We start from the raw sequence: 22965 nt of genomic DNA on the forward strand, positions 1-22965 counted from the left end.
GGTCCTCAGACGTTGAAGCGGAACTCCACCACGTCACCGTCGGCCATGACGTAGTCCTTGCCCTCCATGCGGACCTTGCCGGCCTCCTTGGCCTTGGCCATGGAGCCCGCGGCGACGAGGTCGTCGAAGGAGACGACCTCGGCCTTGATGAAGCCCTTCTCGAAGTCGGTGTGGATCACGCCGGCGGCCTGCGGGGCGGTGGCGCCCTTGGGGATCGTCCAGGCGCGCGACTCCTTGGGGCCGGCGGTGAGGTAGGTCTGCAGGCCGAGGGTGTCGAAGCCGACCCGGGCGAGGACCTCGAGGCCGGGCTCGGTGACGCCGGCCTCGGCGAGGAACTCGGCGGCCTCCTCGTCGTCGAGCTCGATCAGCTCGGACTCGAACTTGGCGTCGAGGAAGATCGCCTCGGCCGGCGCGACGAGCTCGCGCATGCGAGCCTTCAGCTCCTCGTCGGCCAGCTCGTCGGCGTCGCAGTTGAAGACGTAGATGAACGGCTTGGCGGTGAGCAGCGAGAGCTCGCGCAGCAGGGTCCGGTCGATGTCGGTGGCGATGATCGGCGTACCGGCCTCCAGCGCCTCCTTGGCGGCCTTGGCGGCCTCCAGGTTGGCGACCAGCTCCTTGACCTTGCGCGACTCCTTCTCGAGGCGTACGACGGACTTCTCGACCGTCTCGAGGTCGGCGAGGATCAGCTCGGTCTGGATCGTGGAGATGTCGTTGCCGGGGTTGACCTCGCCGTCGACGTGGGTGACGTCCTCGTCGCGGAAGACGCGGGTCACCTGGCAGATGGCGGCGGACTCGCGGATGTGCGCGAGGAACTTGTTGCCCAGGCCCTCGCCCTGCGAGGCACCCCGGACGATGCCGGCGATGTCGACGAACTCGACGGTGGCGGGCAGCTGGCGCTCGGAGCCGAAGATCTCGGCGAGCTGCGCGAGCCGCGGATCGGGCACGCCGACGACGCCCACGTTGGGCTCGATGGTGGCGAACGGGTAGTTCGCCGCGAGGACGTCGTTCTTGGTCAGCGCGTTGAAGAGCGTCGACTTGCCCGCGTTGGGGAGACCGACGATTCCGATGGTGAGTGCCACGGGCGGCGATTCTATGGCCGTACGACGAGGCGGCCCGAATCAACGATCGGGCCGCCTCGCCGGCAGGATCACGAACCGTAGAGCGCGCGGACCCCTGCGGCGTCGGACGCCTGGAACTCCAGGTCGCTCGAACCGCCGTTGCACTGCGGGTAGTGCATGATCGAGGAGGAGTCGTACGGCGTCAGCGGGCGCCAGTTGTTGTCCTCGAAGCAGGTGCCCGACTCGGGGCGGGTGTGCTCGTGGCGGAAGCCGAGCGTGTGGCCCAGCTCGTGGCCCAGGATGTCGCCGGGCTCCCAGTTGCCGGAGGTCCAGATCGAGTCGTCGACGAGGACGTTGCGCTGGCGCTTCGACGTGCTCGGGAAGAACGCCCGGGCGATGTACTGCGACGTCTGGACCGGCTCCACCGAGAACAGCACGCTGTTGTTGCGGGTGGTGCAGCTGCCGTCCTGGGCCGCGACGTAGACGAAGTTGACCTTCGACGAGGCGGCCTCCCAGAGACCGGCGCCGGCAGCCATCGCGTTGACGATGTCGTCGTGGCGGGTGCCGAACTTGGTGCTGACGCAGTAGGTCAGGTTGGCGACCTGGGACGCGCTCCACTTGTCGTCGACGCCGCCGACGGTGTTGACGATCAGGCCGTCGGCCTGGGTGTCCTCGGGCCCGACGAGGCGCTCGTAGAACTTCTTGAGGTCGCCGTCGGTCGAGATCGCCTCGTCACCGTTGACGACATAGGCGCCGTCGACGTCGACGTACGTCGAGGCCTTGAACTCCTTGTAGGTCGGGATCGCCGACCCGTCGCCGTTCGCCGATGCGGCGGAGACGGTGGCACCGGCGAACGCGGCCACGAGACACGCTGCGCCGGCGGAGATCCTGCTGGTCCGGGTAGAGAACATCCAAGAACCTTTCTTCCGAGAGTGGAACTGCCACATCGAAACGCCGATCGACTCCCGCCGACAAGAGATCTTGCGGTTCAGAAACGCGCAGGGTCCGTGGCTGCACGAATGTGAGCCACGGACCCTGCGTCCGTCGTACGGGTGCGGTCAGGCGGTCTGCATCGTCCCGATGTGCTGCTCGGACTCGACCAGGCCCTCGTCGGACGGCTTCACGCCCTGGTTGAAGACGCGGTCGCGCTGCTTCTCGCGGACGTCGTGGTGCGCCTCGGCCGGGATCGCGAAGCCGAAGTGCTCCTGGGCCTCGCGCACGCCCCAGACCCGCGGGCTCCGCGGGGGGATCCCGAGGATCGCGGGCGCGGCGATCTCGACGGCTTGCGGCGCGAGCAGGTCGAACAGCGCCAGCCGGGCGTTCATCGAGCGCTCGAAGAGCTTGTGCAACGCCTTGTTGCCGACCAGCGCGACCAGGTCGACGACCCGACCCTGGCGCAGGTTGGCCATGTCGCGCATGTACCGCGGGTACGTCGAGATGACGCCCTTGCTCATCAGCCACATGGCCGGGGCGAGCGCCTTCTTCTGCCAGCCCGGCATGCTCGGCGGCAGCGCGACCGACAACGGCATGATGAAGTGGATCATGTCCTGCGCGGCCTCGGACGCGGCCAGCCGCGGGCGCCACTCCTCGAAGTAGCGGTGCACCTCGGCACGGTTGGCCGGCACCTCCGCCGGGTCGATCGTCTGCAGCTTCGCGATCTCGGCGCACTCCGCCCAGAACTGGTCCTCCTCGGCGGGCGTGAGCCTGCCGGGGCCGAACATCTCGTAGCACTTGAGGATGGAGTGCCACGCCGTGACGTGGATCCACAGCTGCGACGAGGCGCTGTTGGCGTCGTACGTGCTGCCGGTGACGGGGTCGTGGCCGACCGCCTTCGAGTGCACCTTGACCAGCACGTCGGCGGCCCTCGCGGTCTGCTCGGCGCCGCCGAAGAGCTGCATCGCGAAGTAGCGCAGGGTGCGTCCGTAGCGGGTCGAGGGCCGGTACTTCACGCCGCCGGACTGCACGACCGCGGCCGCCAGGTTGGGGTCGAAGTGCTCGATCGTGACGGCACGCGCGAAGCCGAGCACGTACGACGTCGGGTGCGACCACACCTTCCACGAGACGGAGTCGGGGCCGAGGAAGCCGTAGTCGGCCATCGGCTCGTACTTCGCGAGCATCTGCTTGCGGGTCTGGACACCCAGCATCGGGCTCTCCTCATCTGATTGCTACACCTGCGTAGGTTCACGAACTTTACACCAGTGGAATATTGTCAACCACGTGAACGACGTCACGCCGGCTCCCAAGCGGCGCTACGCGAAGCGGCTCCCCGTGGAGAAGCGCCGCGAGCACCTGCTCGACGCCGCGCTGCGCGTGCTGGTCCGCGACGGCTACGACCGGGTCACCATCGAGGCGATCGCCCGGGAGGCCGACGTGACGCGGCCCGTCGTCTACGCGGCGTACGACGGCCTGGAGCCCCTGCTCCACGCCCTCCTCGACCGCACGCAGCGCCGAGCGCTGGCCTCGGCCCTGCAGCTGATGCCGGCGCGCACCTTCGAAGGAGACGTCGACGACTGGGTCCTGGCGGCCGCCGGCGGGCTGATCGACGCCGTGCAGCACGAACCCGACGTGTGGCGCCCGGTCCTCGGCCTGACCCAGAACGCACCGGCGATCGTGCGGGACCGGATCGACTCGACCCGCGAGCTGATCCGCGGCTACGTCGCCGACGCGCTCCAGGTCGGCCTCGAGCGGCGCGGCGGCCCGGACGTCGACGTCGACGTGCTCGCGCACCTGGTGATGATCACGGCCGAGCACTTCGGGCGGCTGGTGCTCGACCAGCCCGAGAGGTACGACAAGGAGCGCCTCGTCGGCGCGCTCGAGGGCCTGCTGAGCGCCACGCTCCCCCAGCCCTGAGCGGCGCTCAGCCCGGGAACCGCTCCGACAGCGCGTAGCGCAGCAGCGCCACGTCACCGATCGCGCGCGTCTCCACCAGGCTCGCCCGTCGCCCCGCGTGCCACGGGAAGCCGCCGTCGCCGACGAACCGGGGCGCGCGGGAGTCGCCCACGAAGAAGGGCGCCACGACGAGCTGCAGCTCGTCGGCGAGGCCCGCCGAGAGGAACTGGGTGTGCACGGTCCCGCCGCCCTCGACCATCAGCCGGCGCACGCCCCGCGAGCCGAGGTCGGCGACCAGGTCGGCCATCCGCACCTCGGCGCCGAGCCCGACCACCTTGGCCTGCGAGCCGACCCGGCTCTCGAGCCCGGGCACCGTGGCGTCGGGGCAGTACACGAGCTTCTCGCCGTCGCCGGCGGCGAAGAAGCGCGCCTCCGGGGAGAGGTCGCCGCCCGAGCTCAGCGTCACCTTCGTGGGCCCCTCGGGCCGGCCCTCCGCGACACGTCGCCGGCGCCGCTCCTCCGAGCGAACCAGCAGCCGCGGGTCGTCCCTGCGGACCGTGCCCGCACCGACCAGGATCGCGTCACAGCCGGCCCGCACCGCGTCGACGCGGTCGAAGTCGGCGTCGTTCGAGAGCAGCAGCCGCTCGCCGCCGGCGCTGTCGAGGTAGCCGTCGAGGGAGATGCAGCAGCTCAGGAGGATGTAGGGGTGCTCGCCCATGTCCGACCTCCCTTCGCCCGCTCCGGGCCGGTCGTCGGCACGCTCCGCAGGACCAGCAGGCCGGGCAGGGTCGCCACCAGCGACAGGATGCCGAAGACGACCGCGACCTCCACCCCGGTGGCCGCCCCCAGGCCGGCGGCGCCGAAGGCCGCGGCGGCGGCACCCTCACGCGGCCCCCACCCGGCGATGCCGAGCGGGATCGCGGAGGCCAGCAGCACGACCAGCGCGAGCGCGGCCAGGTCCGCACCGGGTGCCGTGACGCCTGCCGTCCGTGCGGCGACGACGAACACGGACAGGTGGCCGGCGGCGGCGAGCGCCGAGAGCAGCACCACCTCCGGCCAGACCCCACCGAGCACGGCGCGGGCCTCGCGTCGGGCGGCGACCAGCACCACCACCGCGGCGAGCACGACGAACGCCAGCACCCCGAGCACCCACCCGCGCAGCGCGTGCGGCAGCAACGGGACGCACGCGACGGCCAGCGCGACCTGCACCGCCTGACCGCTCGCCCGGTCCCAGACGACCGAGCGCAGCCCGCGGCCGAGCGCGCCGGCGTCCCGGCCGTGCCGGTACCCACGGTGGACGTCGCCGGCGACCCCGCCGGGCAGGGTCGCGTTGAGCACCTGCGCCCGGTAGCAGGCCCGGTAGGCCGCGCCGATCGGGAGTCCGACCCCCAGTCCTCCCGCGACCAGGCTCCAGCGACGCGCGCAGCAGGCGGTCGTGGCGGCGGTGACGACCAGGGCGTACGCGATCGCCCGGGGATCGGTGCGGGCGAGCCCGTCGAGGAAGGGCTGGGGTCCCACGCGCAGCAGCAGCACGGCCAGCACCGCAGCGCCCGCCAGCAGCCGGATCCTCGTCCCGCGCGTCCCGTCGATGGCCGCCTCCTACCCCTCACCCACGTGTACGACGCCGGGCCCGATCCGGTTCAGCACGCCCGCCACGCACGCCGCGGTGCGGCCCCAGCCCGGCAGCTGCCCGCGCCGCTCGGCCGCGGCCGATCGCCAGTGGTGCCGCAGGGCGGCGTCGGTGAGCCAGCCGCGCAGGGCGCCCGCCAACGCGGCCGGCCGGTCGAGCGGGACCACCGCGCCGGGCAGGCTCCCGTCGGGGGCGGTGCCGAGCGCCTCGGGGTGCCCGCCGACGTCGGTGACGACCGCGGGGAGACCGCACGCGAGGCCCTCGGCGAGCGCCATGCCCCAGGACTCCCGTCTCGACGGGGCCACCACCAGGTCGCTGTCCGCCCGCACCGCGTCGAGGGCGGCGGGCGCGAGCGGCCCGGTCAGCTCGAGGCGGTCGGCGATCCCCAACGTGCCGGCCCGCTCGACCAACGCGTCGACGAACGACGGCGCCAGGTCGAGCGCGCCCACCCACCGGCACCGCCACTCGAGGTCGCGGAGGTCTGCGAGCGCGGCCAGCAGGTCGTCGTACCCCTTGGCGGGGGTGACCGGGCCGACGGTGAGGAGCCGGCCGCCGGCCGGGGACCCGGCCGCGAGGGGTCGCGGGTCGACGCCCGGGACCGCCACGTGCACCCGGTCGGGCGGCGCCTCGGTGTGGTCGAGCACCCAGCGGCGCGACCACGCGCTCGTGGTCACCACGGCCCGCGCCGCGCCGAGCACGTCCGGCTCGAAGGGCCCCGACCCGGGCATGTGCAGCAGAACCACGAGCCGCAGCCGGTCGCGCTCCGCCAGCAGCGCCCGGGTCGTCGACGCGACCAGGCCGTCGACCAGCACGAGGGCATCGTCCGGCAGCCCGGCGAGCGCCCGGCCCGGCCCGTCGTCGCCGACCCGGTGCTCGCGCACCGTCCACCCCCGCGCGACCAGCGCGGAGGCGAGCCGGCGGTCGTAGACGTTCCCGCCGCTGGGTCGCTGCGGGTCGTCGATGCCGGCGGGCACGAGGAGGTGCAGGGTCACAGGGACCGCTCGTAGCTGGCCCACGCGACGTGCGACTCGTGCAGGGTGACCTGGATGCCGGTCAGGGCCCTCCCACCCGGACCGAGGTCACCGGCTGAGGCGCGGTCGGCGAGCCGGTCGGCCACCCAGCGCGCCAGCACCTCCGTCGAGGTGTTCTGCCCGGCGAGGCCGACCTCGTCGTCCGCACGCTCGTCGTCGAGGTTGCGGTAGTGGAGGCGACCGAGCACCTCGTGGAGGACCTCCGTGGCGCGGCCGATGTCGACGAGGATGCCGTCGACATCGAGCTCCGGCCCGGCGAAGGTCGCGTCGACGACGAAGGTCGCGCCGTGCAGCCGTTGGGCCGGTCCGAACACCTCGCCTTGCAGGCTGTGCGCCACCATGATGTGGTCGCGGACGGTCACCCGGAACATTCAGTCCTCCTGGCCATGGTCGGAGTAGTCGATCGAGTGGCACAGCCCCGGCAGGTCGCCGGACGCGATCCGCGCCATCACCCCGGGCAGCTCCGCGAACGGCGACGAGCCGGTCAGCAGCGCGTCGAAGGCCGGGTCGCGGAGCAGCTCGAGGGCCAGCGCGAGCCGGTCGCGGTGGGTGCGCGAGCCCCTCCGGGCCGGGGCCACCGCCCCGACCTGGCTGCTGCGCAGCGTGAGCCGCCCGGAGTGGAACGCCTCCCCCAGCGGTACGGCGACCGGCCGGTCGCCGTACCAGGACAGGTCCAGCACCGTCCCCTCCGGCTCGACGAGCTCGAGCGCCCGGCGCAGCCCGGCCTCGGTCGCGCTGGCGTGCACCACGAGGTCGCTGCGCCCGGGCTCCTCGTCCGGCCCCGCGAAGCCGGCACCGAGGGCGGCGGCGACCTCGGCACGGGTGGGGTCGGTGTCGACGAGCGTCACCGTCGCGCCGGGCACGCGCGCCGCCAGCCGGGCGACGCAGCACCCGACCAGCCCGGCCCCGACCACGGTCACGTGGTCGCCCAGCAGCGGCGGGGCGTCCCACAGCGCGTTGAGCGCCGTCTCGACCGTGCCGGCGAGCACCGCACGCCCGGCGGGGACGCCGTCGGGCACGGGCACGACCGCGGCAGCCGGCACGACATAGGCCGTCTGGTGGGGGTGGAGGCAGAAGACGGTGCGCCCGAGCAGGTCGTCGGGCCCACGCTCGACCACACCGACGCTGAGGTAGCCGTACTTGACCGGCCCCGGGAAATCACCCTCCTGGAAGGGCGCGCGCATCGTGGCGTGCTGGCTGGGCGGGACCCGGCCGGCGAGGACCAACGACTCGGTGCCGCGACTGATCCCGGAGCGCAGCGCGCGCACCAGCACCTCGTCCGGCCCCGGCTCGGGCAGCGCGGCCGAGCGGATCTCCCCCCGTCCCGGCTCCGTGACCCAGTAGGCCAGCGCGTCGACCACCCTCAGCTCCCTTCCCGGTCCGTTGAACCCAGGTCCCCGGTCCGTCGTACCACTCCTTGCGACCTAGGACACGGAGGTGCGATGGATCGGGTTCACCTTGCCCTTCGCGGACCGGCGGACCGGGTGACCGCGGTGCGCGCGGTGCTGGCGCTCGGGGTGGCCGTGCTGACCCTGCGCGGGCTCGTCACGCCGCTGGACGGGCGGTGGACGGCGGTGCTGGTGGGCACCAGCGCCGTGGCGCTGGTGCTGGACGCGGTGGACGGGTACGTCGCGCGTCGTACCGGCACCGTGAGCGCCTCCGGTGCGCGCTTCGACATGGAGACCGACGCCTTTCTGATCGCCGTCCTGAGCGTGCACGTGGCTCCCCTGCTCGGCTGGTGGGTGCTGGCGATCGGAGCGATGCGCTACGCCTACGTCCTCGCCGCCCGCGCCTGGCCGTGGCTGCGCCGGCCCACCCCACCGCGCTACTGGGCGAAGGTGGTCGCCGCGGTGCAGGGCATCGTGCTGACCGTCGCCTCGGCGACCCTCCTCCCCGACCCGACGGCCCGCTTCCTGCTGGCGGCCGCGCTGCTCCTCCTCGTCGAGTCCTTCGGCCACGACGTCGTGTGGCAGTGGCGGCACCGGTACGACGCCAAGGACGCGCCGCTGCCGGCCGGCACCACCGGCCCGACGCCCCGGATGCTCACCCTGGCGGCGGTCGCCGTCCTCTGGGTCACCCTGGCCCCGCCCCGGGTCGTCGACGGGGTCACGCCCGGCGACTTCGCCCGGATCCCCGTCGAGGGCGTCGCGCTGGCCGCGCTCGCGATCGTGCTGCCGCGCCGCGGGCGGCGGGCAGCGGCGGTGGTGGTCGGCGTGGTCGTGACCGCGCTGGCCGTGCTCCGCGCGCTCGGGCTGGGCTTCGACCTCTACCTGGGCCGCTCCTTCCACGTGCTCGGCGACTGGTCCTACCTGCCGAAGGGCGCCGAGGTCGTCCGCGACACCGAGGGCCTGCCCGTCGCCGTCCTCGCGGTCGTCGGCGTGGTGGCGGTCGTCGGGGTGCTGGCCGCGGTGCTGACCTGGTCGGCCGCCCGGGTCGCGCGGACGGCCGCCGAGCACCCGCGCCCGACCGCGCGCACGCTGGTCGCGCTCGGCACCGCGTGGCTCGTCTGCGCGGCCGTCGGCGGCCCGGTCGGCGGCGTCAACGCGGCCGGCTCGGCGGGGCTCGTCGTCGACACCGTCGACCAGGTGCGCGCCGACCACCGCGACACCGGGGTGTTCGCGCGCGAACTGCGCTCCGACGCCTTCGCCGGCACGCCCGGCGACCAGCTGCTGCGCGGCCTGCGTGGCAAGGACGTGCTGCTGGTGTGGTTCGAGAGCTACGGCCGGGTGGCCCTGGAGGGCAGCTGGTTCGCGCCGTCGGTCGTCGACGTCCTCGAGGAGGGCGGGCGCGAGCTGTCCGCCGCCGGCTACCGGTCCCGCAGCGCCTTCCTCACCTCCCCCACCTTCGGCGCGGGCAGCTGGCTCGCCCACGGCACCTTCCAGTCGGGCGCGTGGGCCGACGGCGAGCGCCGCTACGGCCAGCTCCTCGACAGCGACCGGCTCAGCCTGACCCGCGCGTTCTCGGCCGCGGGCTGGCGCACCGTCTTCGACGTCCCGGCCAACACCCGCGACTGGCCCGAGGGAGCGGCGTACTACGGCTTCGACCAGCTCTACGACTCCCGCAACGTCGGCTACCGCGGGCCGGAGTTCGGCTACGCCTCGATGCCCGACCAGTACACCCTCGACCACCTCCGGCGCACCGAGCTCACCCCCGGGCAGCGCCCGCGCGTCTTCGCCGAGGTCGACCTCGTCTCCAGCCACCACCCGTGGGCGCCGGTGCCGGAGCTGGTGCCGTGGTCGGAGGTCGGCGACGGCTCCGTGTACGACGGCATACCCGACCGCGGCGGGGAGGCGGTCGACGGCCACCGGGACCCCGGGGGTGCGCAGCGCAACTACGCCGCCTCCGTCCGCTACACGTGGCGCACGCTGATCTCGTTCCTGATGACCTACCCGGACCCCGACCGGGTCGTGATCGTCGTCGGCGACCACCAGCCGCACTCCTTCGTCACCGGCCGCGACGCCGGGCGCGACGTGCCGATCTCGGTGATCGCGCAGGACCCCGACGTGCTCCGACGGATCGACGGCTGGGGGTGGCAGGCCGGCGTGCTGCCCGGGCCCGACGCGCCGGTGGCGCGGATGGACACGATGCGCGACCGGATCCTGACCGCCTTCGGGCCGGGACGCTGAACCGGGAGCCGCGTGCCGTCGTACTCCCATCGTGAGGCTTTCGGCAATCGAGGATCGGAGAACGCGATGGTGATGCGTGCGGTGGGTGCACTGGCAGCCGTGGTGACGGCCGTGGTCCACCTCTACCTGTGGTTCGACGGCGTGCGCGACCAGGGCACGGTCGGCCAGCTCTTCCTGGTCAACGTGGTCGCCGGCGCGGTGATCGCGGTGCTGCTGGTCGCTTGGCGCAGCTGGGTCCCGCTGTTCCTGCTGGCCGGCCTGGGCGCGACCACGCTCGCGGCCTTCGTCATCTCCACCACGGCGGGCCTCTACGGCATCCACACCACGTGGGACAGCTGGTACGCGTGGGTCGCCGCGATCTCCGAGATCGGCGCCGTGGTCGTCGCCGTGGCCGCGGCCGTCACCGAGGGGTGGGTCGGCTCACTCGCTCACTCGTCGAGGCGGAGCACCGAGTAGCCGTTCGCGGTCTGCACCTCGACCGTGGCGATCTCGGCGGGCGCCAGCGCGGTGGCCATCGTGACGTGGACCTCCTCGCCCGGCTCGGTCCGCCAGGTGCCGACCTGCTCGCTGCGGCCGTCGGCCGCGCGCACGACGAGGACGTAGGTCTCCTCACCGCTGAGCGGGCCCTCGTAGGTGCAGGTCAGGTCGATCCGGGTCCCCCACCGGCGCCCGGTCAGGGAGACCCAGCCCGACGACTCCGTGCCGAGCGGCGCCATCCGCTGCGCGGCGGCCAGCTCGGGGTCGGCCGCCCCGGGGGTGGTCGGCGGGGAGTCGTCGCCGATCGTCGTACCGATGCCGAGCGCGACGAACGCGAGCAGGACCGCGGCCGCCGTCCCGACGACGGCCCTCAGGACGCGGCGCCGGCCGCGCGAGCGGCGGGCCTCGGCCACCATCGACGGCAGCAGCGTCGGCGGCACCGGCTCGGCCGGGCCGAGCTGCTCGACGACGTCGGCCTCCACCCGGCCCAGCAGTCCCGGGATGCCGGCGAGGTCGCGCAGCGCACGGGTGCACTCGTCGCAGCCGGACAGGTGGCGCTCGTAGTCGGCCCGCTCCCCCGCCGCCATCGCGCCGAGGACGTAGACCCCGTCCAAGTGGGCGTACGAGCAGCTCATGACGCCACCCCCGTCTCCTCGAGGATCAGCCGCAGGGCGCGCAGCGCGTAGTGGGTGCGGGACTTCACGGTTCCTTCCGGGATGTCGAGACGGCGGGCGGCCTCGGCCACCGAGCGACCGCGGTAGTAGCACTCGACGAGCACCGCACGGTGCTCCGGCGAGAGCTGGCGCAGCGCGTCGGCGACCACCCACGACAGCAGCAGCTCGTCGGTCCGGTCGTCACCGGCCTCGTCGAACGGCGGGTCCGCCGTCGCGAACTCGCGCATCCCGCGCCGGGAGCGCCACTCGTCGATCACGATGTTGCGTGCGACCGTGAACAGCCACGAGCGCACCGAGCCGCGGCTCTCGGTCAGCACCGCGGCGTTGCGCCACGCACGGAGCATCGTCTCCTGAGCGACGTCCTCCGCCCGGGCCCGGTCGTTGGCGGTGAGGTGCAGGCAGAAGCCCCACAGGGCCGACGCATGGTCGTCGTACAGCACCTGCATCGCCGTGGCCGGGTCCTCGTCCATGCGCACCTCCCTGCCGGGGATACGACGCGACCGTCTGCTGGGTTCAACTCCCTGCAGACTAGGGTTGCCCGGTGCGACTGGCCACCTGGAACGTCAACTCCCTCCGCACGCGGATCGACCGCGTCGAGGCCTTCCTCGACCGGCACGACATCGACGTGCTCGCGCTGCAGGAGACCAAGGCCCGCGAGGAGCAGCTGCCGCTGATGGGCCTGCAGGCCCGCGGCTACGAGGTCGCCGCCCACGGCCTCAACCAGTGGAACGGCGTCGCCCTGATCAGCCGGGTCGGCCTCGACGACGTCACCGTCGGCTTCCCCGAGCAGCCCGGCTTCGGCGAGGCGCTGGAGGTCGAGGCGCGGGCGCTGGCCGCGACGTGCGGCGGCGTAAGGGTCTGGAGCCTGTACGTCCCCAACGGCCGCAAGCCCGACGACCCGCACTACGTCTACAAGCTCGACTGGCTGGCCCGGCTGCGCGCCGCCGCGGACTCGTGGCTGGACGTCCCGACCGCGCTGGTCGGCGACTGGAACATCTGCCCCACCGACGACGACGTCTTCGACGTGGCCCAGTTCAAGAACTCCACCCACGTCACCCCCGCCGAGCGCGCCGCCTTCCAGGCGTTCCTCGACGGCGGCTGGTCCGAGGTCACGCGCAGCTTTGCGCCCGGGTACACCTACTGGGACTACTACCGCCAGCGCTTCGAGCGCGACCGCGGCCTGAAGATCGACTTCGTCCTCGGCTCCGCGCCGTTCGCCGAGCGGGTCACCGGGGCGTTCATCGACCGCGAGGAGCGCGACCCGACCGTGTACGCCGGCGCGCCGTCCGACCACGCGCCGGTGGTCGTCGACCTCGCGGACTGAGGGCTACAGGCCCTGCCAGGCCGGCTTGGCGTCGTACACCTCGCGGTAGTGGTCGCGGCGGGCCAGTCCTGCGGCGGCGGGACCGTCGCAGAGCACCGTCACGTGCGGGTGCAGCTGCAGCACCGACGCCGGGCAGGACGCGGTCAGCGGTCCCTCGACGGCGGCGGCCAGTGCGGCGGCCTTGCCGGCACCGGTCACGAGGAGCAGGAGGTGGCGCGCTCGCAGGATGGTGCCGAGGCCCTGGGTGAGCACGTGGCGGGGCACCTCGTCGATCGACCCAAAGAAGCGCGCGTTGTCGCGGCGGGTCTCCTCGGTCAGCGTCTTGAGCCGGGTCAGTGAGCCGAGCGACGAGCCGGGCTCGTTGAAGGCGAGGTGGCCGTCGCTGCCGATGCCCAGGACCTGCACGTCCACGCCGCCGGCGGCCGCCAACGCGGCCTCGTAGCGCTCGCCCGCCGTCGGCAGCCCCTCGGGCGTGGGGTCGGGACCGTGGACCCGTCCGGGCGCGATGCCGAGGGCATCGGTGAGCTCGCGGGCGATCGTGGCGCGGTAGGACTCGGGGTGGCCGGGCGGCAGGCCGATGTACTCGTCGAGGTTGAAGCACCGCACGGCGTCGTACGACGGCCCGGCGCCTGCGACGTGGCGGCGCACCAGCTCGCGGTAGGTCGGGAGCGGGGTCGACCCCGTCGCCAGCCCGAGCACCGGCGAGGTCCGGGCGCGGACCACGGTCTCGATGACGTCGGCCGCGAGTCGGGCCACGTCGTCGCTCGTCTCCAGGGGGACGACCTCCATCAGTCACCTCCGTGCAGCAGGCGGCCACCGACGATCGTGGCGACCACGCGCAGGTCGTCGTCGACCAGCGTCAGGTCGCCGCGGGCGCCGACGCCGAGGTGCCCGCGGGCGGGGTCGCCGACGACGTCCGCCGCGACCGTCGTGCAGCCGGCGACGGCGTCAGCGAGCGAGCAGCCGGTCGCGGCCCGGAGCACCCGCAGGCACTGCGCGAGGTCGGCGGCGGAGCCGGCGAGGGTGCCGTCCTCGAGGCGGACCGTGCCGTCGGCGACGACCACGGGCTGGTCGCCGAGCCGGGCCGGCCCGTCGGGCATCCCGAGGGCGGCGGTGCAGTCGGTGACCACGAGGAACCGCCCCCTGCCCAGGGCGTTCCAGTAGGCGCCCAGGGTGGCGTCGTGGAGGTGGTGGCCGTCGGCGATCACCCCGGCCACGAGCCGCTCGTCGGCCAGCGCGGCCCCGACCGGCCCGGGCACCCGGCCGCCGAGCGGGGGCATGGCGTTGCCGAGGTGGGTGACGAGCCGCGCGCCCCGGTCCACCGCCGCGCCGACCTCGTCCGCGCTCGCCTCGGTGTGGCCGACCGCGACGACCACGCCCCGGTCCACCAGCGCATCGACGACGTCGAGCGCCCCGGGCAGCTCGGGGGCGAGGGTCACCAGCGCGACGCCCGCCGCCCGCGACCAGCCCTCGACCAGCTCGGCCGACGGCGGGCGCAACCAGGTCTCGGGGTGCGCCCCCTTGCGGGCGGTCGCGATCATCGGTCCCTCGAAGTGCAGGCCCAGGGGCTCGGCGCCGGACCAGCCGGCCGGCGGTCCCTCGGCCAGCACGGCCAGCGCCCTCGACCGTGCGTCCGGCGCGGACGTGATGACCGTCGGCAGGAAGGCCGTCACGCCGAAGCTGGGCAGCGCAGCCGCGACCTCCCAGAGTCGTTCGGGCTCGAGGGTCAGGTCGATGCCGGCCGCCCCGTTGACCTGCAGGTCGAGGAAGCCGGGGAGGACGTGGAGCCCGCTGGCGTCGTACACGGGGGTGGCGGGGGCGGGCGCCGCGGCCACCACGCCGTCGACCACGGCGACGTCGACCGAGCCCCCGACGACGTACAGGTCAGCCATCCCGGCTCCCGAGGAGCGCGGCGCCCAGGGCAGCGACGGGGACGTCCTGCGGCGCCAGCCGGACCCGGCCGGCGAGGTCGAGCGAGGCGAGGAAGGGCGAGCCCGTGGCCTGCTCGGCCAACGCGTGCGCGACCGCGACCCGCAGCCGCTCGCCCACGTGGGCCACCCCGCCGCCGAGCACGACGACCTCCGGGTCGACCGTCAGCGCGACGAGCCGGACCGCGTCGGCGACGTGGGCGGCGAACCGGTCGCGCACCGCCTCCGCCGAGGGGTCCCCGCCGGCGGCGGCATCGAAGAGGGCCTGCGCCGGCGGACGGTCGGCGGAGGGCCACAGCGCGGCGAGCGCGGACCCGGACGCGACCGTCTCCAGGCAGCCGACCTGCCCGCACTCGCAGGCGATGCCCGCGGGGTCGACCGGGATGTGCCCGATCTCGCCCGCGGCGTTGCGCGCACCGCGCCGCAGCACGCCGTCGAGGACCGTCGCGGCGGCGAGGCCGGTGCCGATGCTGAGGTAGACGAGGTCGTCCTGCCCGATCAGGGTCGCGACGCCGAGGGCGGCGGCGTTGGCGTCGTTGTCGAGCACGACCCGCATCCCGGTGGCCTCGCCCAGGCGCGCGCTGAACGGGAATCCGTCGTCGACGCCGAGGTTGACCGCGTGGGTGACCGTGCCGTTCGCCGTGTCGACCAGCCCCGGGATGCCGACGCCGACGGCACCGTCGAGCACGAGGCCGGACTCGGTCCGCAGCCGGGCCACGACGTCCGCCGCGGCGGCGACCACCCCGTCGCCACCGGCCGGGCTGCCGGTCCGTACCTCCGCCAGCACCTCGCCGTCCGGCCGGGCGACCACGCCCAGGATCTTGGTGGCGCCGATGTCCAGCCCCACGAGCAACCCGGTCACCGCTGCCAACCTGCCTCTCGCAAGATCTCCTCGACCGCCGCGATCGACGGTCCGCTGTTGCCCCGCGTGCACACCCGGGCGTGCGGGGCGTCCGCCCAGCCGGTGCGCGGGCCGGGCCAGCCCCACTCGACGACGAGCACCGGCCCCCTCGCCGCCGCGAGCATCGCGGCGACTCCCGGCCGCCGGTGCCCGTCCCTCACCTGTACGACGACCGGCCCGTCCGGCAGCCGGTCGCCCTCGCCCACGACGAGGTCGGCGGCCACGCCCCAGCGGCCCTCGCCGACGGCGATATTGGCCTCGGTCGCGATACTCACCACGCGGGCGCCGGAGAGGTCCGGGAGCGTGCCCTCGACGACGCAGGCCCGGCGCGCCGCCGCGACCATCTCCGACACCTCGACGGAGAAACCCTCACACTTCGGCGGAGAAACCCTCACACTTCGGCGCAGGACGGCCACCCGGTCGGCGGCTTCGACCAGGCGGGCGAGTGGCAGGCGGCCCTGGGCGACGGCGGCCACGATCGCGGCCTGGATGTCGCGCACCAGGGTGGCCGGCTTGTCGGGTCCGGTGCAGAGGAGGTCGACACCGGCGACCAGCGCCTCGACCGCGGCCTCGGGGATCGAGCGGTCGCCGGACGCGCCGGCCATGTCGAGGGCGTCGCTGACGATCGCGCCGTAGAAGCCGAGCTCGTCGCGCAGCAGCCCGAGGACGGGGGCACTCAGCGTCGCCGGCAGTGCCGGGTCGAGCGCCGGCACCACCAGGTGCGACGTCATCACCGCCGCGGCCCCGGCCCCGACCGCGGCGGCGAAGGGCACCAGCTCGCGCTCGCGCAGCGTCGCCGGCGTGGCGTCGACGACCGGCAGCGCGAGGTGGCTGTCCTGGGCGGTGTCGCCGTGGCCGGGGAAGTGCTTCACGCACGCCGCGACGCCCGCGGACTGCAGCCCGTCCACCCAGGCCGCCACGTGCCGCGCGACGAGGGAGGGGGCCGCGCCGAAGCTCCGCGTGCCGATGACCGGGTTGTCCGGGTTGCTGTTGACGTCGGCGACCGGGCCGAGGTCGAGGTCGATGCCGACCGATGCCAGCTCCGCACCGACCGCGGCGCCGACCCCACGGGTCAGCTCCTCGTCGTCGACGGCGCCGAGCACGGCTGGCCCGGGCACCGGGCTGGCGTCCCGGCTGTGCAGCCGGGTGACGTCGCCGCCCTCCTCGTCCGTGGCGACGATCGCCCCCGGCCGGGCCGCGCGCACCGCCGCGACCAGGCTCGCCGCGTCGTCGAGCGAGCCGGTGAGGTTGGACCCGAACAGGCAGACCCCGCCGAGCCCCTCCTCGAGGAGGGCCGCCCACTCCGCCGGCAGGGACGGTCCCTCGAAGGACGCCAGCTGGACCCGCAGGGCCAGCTCTCCGACCACGCTCATCCCTTCACCGCGCCCGCGGTGATGCCCGAGACCATCCGCCGCTGCACGACCAGGAAGAAGATGATCACCGGGATCGTGATCAGCGTCGAGGACGCCATGATCGCGCCCCAGTCGACGCCACGGCTGCGCGAGTCGGTGAACGCGACCAGCCACACCGGCAGCGTCTCCTTCGCCGGGTCGGTCATCACGACGACCGCCAGCGTGAACTCGTTCCACGCCTGGATGAACCCGAAGACGCCGGTCGCCACCAGGCCGGGCGCGAGCAGCGGCAGGGTGACCTTGAAGAACGCCTGGGTCCGCGAGCAGCCGTCCATCATCGCGGCCTCCTCGAGCTCGCGGGGCACCCCGTCGACGAACCCACGCAGGGTCCACACGGTGAACGGGAGCACGCTGGCGACGTACACGATGGTGAGGCCGATGACGGAGTTGAGCAGGCCCATCCCGTCGAGCATCCTGTACTGGCTGATGAACAGCGCCTCGGCCGGGATCATCTGGATCACCAGCAACGTCAGGATGAAGGTACGACGTCCGCGGAACCGGAAGCGGCTCACCGCGACCGCCGCCAGGAAGGCGAAGAGCAGGGCCACCCCGACGGTCAGCAGGGTGACGGTCAGGCTGGTGACCAGCGCGTCGGTGAACGAGCCGTCGGCGAAGACCCGGCGGTAGTTGTCGAGGGTGCCGCCGGTCGGGACGAAGACGGGCTCCTCGCCCTTGATCCGGTTGCGCGGCAGGAACGAGCGGCTGACCATCCAGTAGACCGGGAAGACGCAGGCGAGGAAGACGAGGATCCCCACCAGGTCCGCGCCGACGCGGACGGGCAACGAGGTACGGCGGGCCATCAGGCGTCCCTCTCCTGCTTCAGCATCATCCGGACGTAGGGCGCGGTGAGCACGACGGTCAGCAGCAGCATGAACATCGCGGCCGCGGCGGCCATCCCGAAGTCGCCGCCCTTGATCCCGAGCGTGTAGACGTAGGTGCCGAGCAGGTTGGTGTCCTTGCTGACCCCGCCGGCCTTCTGGAGCGTGTAGATCTGGGTGAAGACGCGCAGGTCCCAGATGACCTGCAGCAGGACGACGACCAGCAGCACCGGCCGGATCGACGGCAGCACCACGTGGACGAACCGCTGACGGGCCCCGGCGCCGTCGATCTGCGCGGCCTCGACGACATCCTCGGGGACCTGGGTGAGGGCGGCGTACAGGGTGAACGCGACGAACGGGACGCTCATCCACACCACCACGAGCGTGGCGACGAGGAAGAACGACCACGGGTCGAGGAGCCAGCTGTGGCCGTCGAAGTCGCCGCCGAGCGCGGTGAGGAACCAGTTCACGACGCCGTACTCGGTGTCGAAGAGGAACTGCCAGACCGTCATCGCCGCGACCACCGGCATCGCCCACGCGAGCAGCAGCCCGCACTGGGTGAGGATCCGGGTCACCTTGCTCATCCGGGTCATCAGCAGCGCCAGACCCAGCCCGATCGCGAAGGTGAGGCCGGCGTTGACGAAGCAGAAGGCGACCGTGCGGAGCACGACCGGCCACAGCTCGCCGTTGCCGAGGAGCTCGCGGTAGTTGCCCAGGCCGATCCACTCCGGCGCCTGGCCGAACTGCTGGGCCAGGCCGAACTCCTGCAACGACAGGACCACCTGCCGCACGAGCGGGTAGCCCAGTGCCAGCCCGAGGGCCAGGCTCGCCGGGAGCACCAGCCCCAGGGCGGGGCCGGTAAACCTCGGTGGATGCCCCGGCCGTCCAGTGCGTGCGATGGCAAGGCGCCGGTGCGCAGGCAGACTGGACGTCTTTCCAGCATCGGCAACGCCGCCAGCGTGCGTGCTGGGCGGGCGGGGCGCCGCCAGGGCTTGCCGGACGCGCCCTGGGAGCGGTGTCCGGCGCGCGGTGCCGCGTGCCACGTCTTCTCCTCTTCTCCGGTACGGCGCCCGGCCGGTCCAGGACCGACCGGGCGCCGTGCTCAGTGTGACCCGCGAGCCGGATCGGCTGGGTCAGTTCAACTCTGCGGTGATGGTCTCGTCGGCCTCGGCCGCGAGCTTCGCCACGTCGCCGCCCTGGGCGATCTCGCTGTAGAGGTCCTCGAGCACGAACTTGCCCTCCACGGTCGCCCACACGGCCGCGGCCGGGGTGAGCTTCGCGTTCGAGGCCGCCTCGACGGTCGCCCGGGCGAACTCGTCGTCACCGAGCTTGCTGGCGAAGGACTCGCGGGCGGGCGTGAGGCCGGCCTCGGCGAGGATCGTCTGGTACTCGTCGCTCAGCATCAGCGCCAGCACCTTGCGCGACAGGTCCTGGTTGGGCGACTTCGCCGAGATGGCGATGTCGGAGCCACCGAGGAGGACCGGTGCCGGTCCGCCGTCGGAGCCGGGCAGCGCGAAGACGCCGACGTTCTTCGCCAGCTTCGGGCAGCCGCTCTTCGGGTCGGTGAGCATGCCGTAGACCCAGCCGGGGCGGGACATCATGCCGATCTTGCCCGCGCAGAACGGGGTCACCGGGTCGGCCTCGTTGGCGTCGGCGGGCGCGCCCGAGGCGGCGTCGTACAGGTCCTGGAACGCGGTCAGGCCGGCGATCGACTCGGGCGTCGAGAGCGTGCCCTTCCAGCCGTCGCCGTCGGGAGCGGCGAAGTCGCCGCCGGCGTCCCAGAGCAGCGCCGCGCCGTCACGCCAGTCCTTGCCCGGCAGCCAGTAGCCGGAGAAGTCGGCCTTGCCGCTCTTCTCCTTCAGCTTCGTGGCGGCGTCGACGAACTCGTCCATCGTGGTGGGCACGGCGGTGATGCCGGCGTCCTCGAAGAGGTCCTTGCGGTAGAAGACGTACGTCGACCCGGCGTAGTAGGGCACCGCGTAGGTCTTGCCGTCGACGGTCGCGCCGTCGACGAAGCCGGGCAGCAGGTCGTCGCCACCGAGGTCGGCCAGGTCGTCGGTCAGGTCGCTGAACGCACCGACGGTGGTGAAGGTCGGCGCCTGGGTGTTGCCGACCTCGACCACGTCGGGGGTCTGGTCGGCCGAGGTCAGCGCGGTGGTGAGCCGCTCGACGAGGCCCGCCCACTCCTGCTGCTCGATGGTCAGCGTGGAGCCGGGGTTCTGCTCCTCGAAGGTCTTCTTCAGCCAGTCACGGGCCGGCTGCGGGGTGTCCGCGCCGTTGAGCCACACGACGAGGTCGGCCTTGTCCGGGCCGCCACCCTTCGAGTCGCCGTCGTCCTCGGAGCCGCACGCGCTGGCCACGGCCAGCAGGGCGGTGGTGGCCGCAACCGCCAGGGTCTTCTTCACAAACCTGTTGGAGATGCGCACTGCTTCGTTCCCTTCGATCTGTCTTGCTGGGGGTCTGGGGGGAAGTGCGCCCGGCGTCAGGAGACGCCGAGCTCACCCGAGAGGACGACGCCGGTGGCGCCGATCAGGACGCCGTCGTCACCGAGGGTCGAGACCCGGACGGTGAAGCCGGCGGAGGAGACCGGCATGACCCGGTCCCGGACGGTGGCCTCGGCGTGCTCGGCGAGCGGGCCGACGAGGTCCGCCGGTCCGCTGAGCACGACCTCACCGAGGTTGAGGGTGGCGACGACCGGCGCGAGCGCCTGCCCGAGCCGTACGCCGGCGTCCCGCAGCACGTCGTCCGCGGAACCCTCCGCGACCCGGCGGCGCAGCCGCGGCACGGCCACGAAGGTCTCCAGGCAGCCGGGCCGGCCGCACGCGCAGGTCTCGCCGTCGGGGTCGACCTGCACGTGGCCGATCTCGCCGGCAGCACCGCCGTTGCCGTGGAGCACGGCTCCGCCGACCACGAGGCCGGCGCCGACACCGGTGCTGAGCCGGAGCAGCAGGAGGCCCCCCTCGCCACCGCCGCCGAAGGTGTACTCCCCCATCACCGCGGTGTTGGCGTCGTTGGCGACGTACACCGGGAGGTCGAGGGAGGCGCCCAGGGACTCGGCGAGCGCGAGGTCGTGCCAGCCGAGGTTGGGCGCGTCGAGCACCACGCCCTCGGGGCTGACGACACCCGGGGTCGCGACGGCGACGCCGAGCAGCGGTCGGGAGCTGCGCTCGACCAGGCCGGTCGCGATCTCCTCGACCAGCGCGGCGGCGTCCTCGCCCCGCCGGCCCTCCAGCGGTCGGGCGTCGCGCTCGACGACCTCGCCGGCGAGCGTGAGCACGGCACCGACGACCTGGTCGTCCACGGAGAGGTCGATCGCGACGACGTGCTTGGCGTCCGGCACCAGGCCCACCAGCGTCGGCGGCTTGCCCACGCGGGTCTCGGCCGGCGCGCCCAGCTCCTCGAGCAGGCCCTCGGCGATCATCTCGGCCACCAGGTCGGACACGGTGACCCGGGTCAGGCCGGAGCTGCGGGCGAGGTCGGCCCGGCTCGCCGGACCCTCGGCGAAGAGCTCCTGGAGGAGCATCGCGCGGTGGTGCCGACGGGAGTCGGCCCGCCGGAGCTTGATCCGGTCTCGGGGGGCCCGGGAGGTGGGGCTGCGCCAGGACATGTTTGTTAGTTCACCATACTTACATATAAGGTGCAAGCATTCCGTGCGATCCAGGTCACATCGAGGACCGCAACGAGCGAGCAGGAGCAGCGATGGCAACCATCACCTTCGAGGCCGCCCAGCGGTGGTACGACGGCGCCGACGCCCCCGCCGTCCCCGGCATCGACCTCGTCGTCGAGGACGGCGAGTTCCTCGTGCTGGTCGGGCCCTCCGGGTGCGGCAAGACCACCACCCTGCGGATGCTGGCGGGCCTGGAGGAGGTCGACTCGGGCCGGATCCTGATCGGCGATCGCGACGTCACCCGGCTCCCCCCGCGCGACCGCGACATCGCGATGGTCTTCCAGAGCTACGCGCTCTACCCGCACAAGTCCGTGCGCGACAACCTCGGCTTCGCGCTGAAGATGGCGAAGACCCCGCGCGAGGAGCGCGAGCGCCGGGTCGAGGAGGCCGCCGCGCTGCTCGGCCTCACCGAGCTGCTGGACCGCAAGCCCAAGGCGCTCTCCGGCGGCCAGCGCCAGCGGGTGGCCATGGGACGCGCGATCGTCCGGGAGCCCCAGGTCTTCTGCATGGACGAGCCGCTGTCCAACCTCGACGCCAAGATGCGGGTGCAGACGCGCAGCGACATCGCGCAGCTGCAGCGCAAGCTCGGCGTCACCACCGTCTACGTCACCCACGACCAGGTCGAGGCGATGACGATGGGCGACCGGGTCGCGGTGATGGACCGCGGCGAGATCCAGCAGGTCGACACCCCCCTCGCGCTCTACGACCGGCCGGCCAACCTCTTCGTCGCCGGCTTCATCGGCTCCCCGCAGATGAACCTGCTCGCCGCCCGCGTCGAGGCCGGCGCGGTCTGGCTGGGCGGCCACGAGGTGCCGCTCGACGCCGCCACGCGCTCCGCACTCACGCCGAGCGTCACCGTCGGCGTGCGTCCCGAGGCGTGGCGCCTCGTCGGCGCCGGCGAGGGCGTGCCGATGCGGGTCCACCTGGTCGAGGAGCTCGGCTCGGAGGGATTCGCCCACGGCACCGCCGAGCTCGACGGTCGTGAGGTCACCGTGGCCGTACGGGTTCCCTCACGCGGCGAGGTCTCCCCCGACGACGTACTCCACCTCGCGGTGCCGCCGGGTGCCGCGCACCTGTTCGACAGCGAGACCGGACGACGCCTCGAGGGCGTCGCCGCCCAAATCCGCGGGACCAGCCTCACGAAGTCCTAGTTTGGAGGGGTGACCACCGCGCCCGCCCGGCCCGCCACCCTCTGGGAGGCCGGCACCCGCCCCGCCGGGGGTGCGCTGCGGCTCGCGACGGCGCTGCTGGTCACCGCGGCCGTGGCCGACCTGGTGCTCTCCGACGGCCTGGGCCTGTTCTACGACCTCGTCTTCGCCACGATCTGCGTCGTCCTCGCGCTGACGGTGCGTCCGAGCGACTTCTTCCCCGTCGGCGTCTTCCCGCCGCTGGCGATGCTGGTCGTCGTCCTGCTGCTCGCGATCAGCGAGCCGCAGGCGGTGGCCGACGCCCGCGACGGTGTCGTCCAGGCGACCGTCTCCGGGCTGAGCAGCCACGCCGTCGCCCTGGCCCTCGGGTACGCCGCCTGCCTCGCCCTGCTGCTCGTGCGCCGCCAGTTCCTGGCGGCCCACCCCCGCTGAGCTCCACTGC

24 protein-coding genes are annotated in these 22965 nt (G+C 73.5%); 6 read left to right on the forward strand and 18 right to left on the reverse strand.

Going from position 1 to position 22965, the window contains the following annotated elements:
• Positions 1–5 precede the first annotated feature (5 nt).
• From ychF to AC2YHB_RS21395, 3 genes are all read right to left on the reverse strand, one after another.
• On the reverse strand, positions 6–1079 hold the full coding sequence (gene ychF / locus AC2YHB_RS21385) for a redox-regulated ATPase YchF (protein ID WP_036547993.1): 1074 nt from the start codon (positions 1077–1079) through the stop codon (positions 6–8).
• Between the two features lie 68 nt (positions 1080–1147).
• Positions 1148–1969 (reverse strand): zinc metalloprotease, encoded by an 822-nt coding sequence (locus tag AC2YHB_RS21390; protein ID WP_036547990.1) that lies wholly within the window; start codon positions 1967–1969, stop codon positions 1148–1150.
• A gap of 147 nt (positions 1970–2116) precedes the next feature.
• Positions 2117–3202 carry an oxygenase MpaB family protein gene (locus AC2YHB_RS21395; protein WP_487354588.1) on the reverse strand — a complete coding sequence of 362 codons (1086 nt, stop codon included), beginning with the start codon at positions 3200–3202 and terminating at the stop codon, positions 2117–2119.
• A 73-nt stretch (positions 3203–3275) separates the two neighbouring features.
• On the opposite strand from AC2YHB_RS21395, the gene AC2YHB_RS21400 reads away from it, so the two are divergent.
• Complete coding sequence (locus tag AC2YHB_RS21400) at positions 3276–3908, forward strand: TetR/AcrR family transcriptional regulator (RefSeq protein WP_207009442.1); 633 nt, start codon at positions 3276–3278, stop codon at positions 3906–3908.
• A 7-nt stretch (positions 3909–3915) separates the two neighbouring features.
• Here the strand turns inward: AC2YHB_RS21400 and AC2YHB_RS21405 are convergent, their stop codons facing one another.
• Genes AC2YHB_RS21405 through AC2YHB_RS21425 form a run of 5 tightly spaced genes read right to left on the reverse strand, consistent with a single transcriptional unit; the run spans position 3916 to position 7909 of the window.
• Positions 3916–4605 carry a RibD family protein gene (locus AC2YHB_RS21405; protein WP_487354589.1) on the reverse strand — a complete coding sequence of 230 codons (690 nt, stop codon included), beginning with the start codon at positions 4603–4605 and terminating at the stop codon, positions 3916–3918.
• Positions 4578–5477: a lysylphosphatidylglycerol synthase transmembrane domain-containing protein gene (locus AC2YHB_RS21410; RefSeq protein WP_487354603.1), complete on the reverse strand. Its 900-nt coding sequence runs from the start codon at positions 5475–5477 to the stop codon at positions 4578–4580. Before AC2YHB_RS21410 ends, AC2YHB_RS21405 begins: the two co-directional genes overlap by 28 nt.
• A 9-nt stretch (positions 5478–5486) precedes the next feature.
• Entirely contained in the window at positions 5487–6509 is a 1023-nt protein-coding gene (locus AC2YHB_RS21415; protein WP_487354590.1) for a glycosyltransferase family 4 protein, read from the reverse strand.
• Positions 6506–6919, reverse strand: a complete 414-nt coding sequence (locus AC2YHB_RS21420; RefSeq protein WP_487354591.1) for a 6-pyruvoyl trahydropterin synthase family protein — start codon at positions 6917–6919, stop codon at positions 6506–6508. Before AC2YHB_RS21420 ends, AC2YHB_RS21415 begins: the two co-directional genes overlap by 4 nt.
• Positions 6920–7909 carry a zinc-dependent alcohol dehydrogenase gene (locus tag AC2YHB_RS21425; RefSeq protein ID WP_487354592.1) on the reverse strand — a complete coding sequence of 330 codons (990 nt, stop codon included), beginning with the start codon at positions 7907–7909 and terminating at the stop codon, positions 6920–6922.
• 123 nt (positions 7910–8032) lie between these two features.
• Here AC2YHB_RS21425 and AC2YHB_RS21430 point away from each other — a divergent pair, with 123 nt between their 5' ends.
• Positions 8033–10174, forward strand: a complete 2142-nt coding sequence (locus AC2YHB_RS21430) for a CDP-alcohol phosphatidyltransferase family protein (protein ID WP_487354593.1) — start codon at positions 8033–8035, stop codon at positions 10172–10174.
• A 66-nt stretch (positions 10175–10240) separates the two neighbouring features.
• A complete protein-coding gene (locus AC2YHB_RS21435) occupies positions 10241–10630 on the forward strand; it encodes a hypothetical protein (RefSeq protein ID WP_179649964.1) in 390 nt (129 codons plus the stop codon).
• Here the strand turns inward: AC2YHB_RS21435 and AC2YHB_RS21440 are convergent.
• Together AC2YHB_RS21440 and AC2YHB_RS21445 are read right to left on the reverse strand one after the other, a co-directional pair.
• Positions 10603–11286, reverse strand: a complete 684-nt coding sequence (locus AC2YHB_RS21440; protein ID WP_179649962.1) for an anti-sigma factor family protein — start codon at positions 11284–11286, stop codon at positions 10603–10605. The genes AC2YHB_RS21435 and AC2YHB_RS21440 overlap by 28 nt on opposite strands.
• Positions 11283–11795: a sigma-70 family RNA polymerase sigma factor gene (locus AC2YHB_RS21445; RefSeq protein WP_179649960.1), complete on the reverse strand. Its 513-nt coding sequence runs from the start codon at positions 11793–11795 to the stop codon at positions 11283–11285. Before AC2YHB_RS21445 ends, AC2YHB_RS21440 begins: the two co-directional genes overlap by 4 nt.
• Positions 11796–11866: 71 nt before the next feature.
• Here AC2YHB_RS21445 and AC2YHB_RS21450 point away from each other — a divergent pair, with 71 nt between their 5' ends.
• Positions 11867–12649, forward strand: a complete 783-nt coding sequence (locus AC2YHB_RS21450) for an exodeoxyribonuclease III (protein WP_179649958.1) — start codon at positions 11867–11869, stop codon at positions 12647–12649.
• A 3-nt stretch (positions 12650–12652) separates the two neighbouring features.
• Here AC2YHB_RS21450 and AC2YHB_RS21455 read toward each other — a convergent pair whose 3' ends face one another.
• From AC2YHB_RS21455 to AC2YHB_RS21490, 8 genes are all read right to left on the reverse strand, one after another.
• Positions 12653–13438 (reverse strand): glucosamine-6-phosphate deaminase, encoded by a 786-nt coding sequence (locus AC2YHB_RS21455; protein WP_179649956.1) that lies wholly within the window; start codon positions 13436–13438, stop codon positions 12653–12655.
• The gene (gene nagA, locus AC2YHB_RS21460) at positions 13438–14541 is read right to left on the reverse strand and encodes an N-acetylglucosamine-6-phosphate deacetylase (protein WP_179649954.1); all 1104 of its coding nucleotides are present in this window, start codon (positions 14539–14541) and stop codon (positions 13438–13440) included. The genes AC2YHB_RS21455 and nagA overlap by 1 nt, the downstream gene beginning before the upstream one ends.
• Positions 14534–15439: an ROK family protein gene (locus AC2YHB_RS21465; protein WP_036547953.1), complete on the reverse strand. Its 906-nt coding sequence runs from the start codon at positions 15437–15439 to the stop codon at positions 14534–14536. The genes nagA and AC2YHB_RS21465 overlap by 8 nt, the downstream gene beginning before the upstream one ends.
• The gene (locus tag AC2YHB_RS21470) at positions 15436–16851 is read right to left on the reverse strand and encodes a glycoside hydrolase family 3 protein (RefSeq protein ID WP_179649953.1); all 1416 of its coding nucleotides are present in this window, start codon (positions 16849–16851) and stop codon (positions 15436–15438) included. The genes AC2YHB_RS21465 and AC2YHB_RS21470 overlap by 4 nt, the downstream gene beginning before the upstream one ends.
• Positions 16848–17690, reverse strand: coding sequence for a carbohydrate ABC transporter permease (locus AC2YHB_RS21475; RefSeq protein ID WP_487354594.1), 843 nt, complete (start codon positions 17688–17690; stop codon positions 16848–16850). Before AC2YHB_RS21475 ends, AC2YHB_RS21470 begins: the two co-directional genes overlap by 4 nt.
• Entirely contained in the window at positions 17690–18547 is an 858-nt protein-coding gene (locus AC2YHB_RS21480) for a carbohydrate ABC transporter permease (protein WP_487354595.1), read from the reverse strand. The genes AC2YHB_RS21475 and AC2YHB_RS21480 overlap by 1 nt, the downstream gene beginning before the upstream one ends.
• 294 nt (positions 18548–18841) lie before the next feature.
• The gene (locus AC2YHB_RS21485) at positions 18842–20113 is read right to left on the reverse strand and encodes an extracellular solute-binding protein (protein WP_487354596.1); all 1272 of its coding nucleotides are present in this window, start codon (positions 20111–20113) and stop codon (positions 18842–18844) included.
• 77 nt (positions 20114–20190) lie between these two features.
• The gene (locus AC2YHB_RS21490) at positions 20191–21315 is read right to left on the reverse strand and encodes an ROK family transcriptional regulator (protein ID WP_487354597.1); all 1125 of its coding nucleotides are present in this window, start codon (positions 21313–21315) and stop codon (positions 20191–20193) included.
• 92 nt (positions 21316–21407) lie between these two features.
• On the opposite strand from AC2YHB_RS21490, the gene AC2YHB_RS21495 reads away from it, so the two are divergent.
• Positions 21408–22526, forward strand: coding sequence for an ABC transporter ATP-binding protein (locus tag AC2YHB_RS21495; RefSeq protein ID WP_179649945.1), 1119 nt, complete (start codon positions 21408–21410; stop codon positions 22524–22526).
• 9 nt (positions 22527–22535) lie between these two features.
• Positions 22536–22955, forward strand: coding sequence for a DUF6542 domain-containing protein (locus AC2YHB_RS21500; protein ID WP_179649944.1), 420 nt, complete (start codon positions 22536–22538; stop codon positions 22953–22955).
• Positions 22956–22965: the final 10 nt, after the last annotated feature.

The organism is Nocardioides sp. SRI_004 (genome assembly GCF_057586415.1).

Coding starts and splice junctions, on each gene's coding strand:
- AC2YHB_RS21435 (WP_179649964.1), top strand. CDS start 10,241: ATGGTGATGCGTGCGGTGGGTGCACTGGCAGCCGTGGTGACGGCCGTG.
- AC2YHB_RS21475 (WP_487354594.1), bottom strand. CDS start 17,690: ATGGCCCGCCGTACCTCGTTGCCCGTCCGCGTCGGCGCGGACCTGGTG.
- AC2YHB_RS21470 (WP_179649953.1), bottom strand. CDS start 16,851: ATGAGCGTGGTCGGAGAGCTGGCCCTGCGGGTCCAGCTGGCGTCCTTC.
- AC2YHB_RS21445 (WP_179649960.1), bottom strand. CDS start 11,795: ATGGACGAGGACCCGGCCACGGCGATGCAGGTGCTGTACGACGACCAT.
- AC2YHB_RS21395 (WP_487354588.1), bottom strand. CDS start 3,202: ATGCTGGGTGTCCAGACCCGCAAGCAGATGCTCGCGAAGTACGAGCCG.
- AC2YHB_RS21440 (WP_179649962.1), bottom strand. CDS start 11,286: ATGAGCTGCTCGTACGCCCACTTGGACGGGGTCTACGTCCTCGGCGCG.
- AC2YHB_RS21455 (WP_179649956.1), bottom strand. CDS start 13,438: ATGGAGGTCGTCCCCCTGGAGACGAGCGACGACGTGGCCCGACTCGCG.
- nagA (WP_179649954.1), bottom strand. CDS start 14,541: ATGGCTGACCTGTACGTCGTCGGGGGCTCGGTCGACGTCGCCGTGGTC.
- AC2YHB_RS21495 (WP_179649945.1), top strand. CDS start 21,408: ATGGCAACCATCACCTTCGAGGCCGCCCAGCGGTGGTACGACGGCGCC.
- AC2YHB_RS21420 (WP_487354591.1), bottom strand. CDS start 6,919: ATGTTCCGGGTGACCGTCCGCGACCACATCATGGTGGCGCACAGCCTG.
- AC2YHB_RS21490 (WP_487354597.1), bottom strand. CDS start 21,315: ATGTCCTGGCGCAGCCCCACCTCCCGGGCCCCCCGAGACCGGATCAAG.
- AC2YHB_RS21405 (WP_487354589.1), bottom strand. CDS start 4,605: ATGGGCGAGCACCCCTACATCCTCCTGAGCTGCTGCATCTCCCTCGAC.
- AC2YHB_RS21390 (WP_036547990.1), bottom strand. CDS start 1,969: ATGTTCTCTACCCGGACCAGCAGGATCTCCGCCGGCGCAGCGTGTCTC.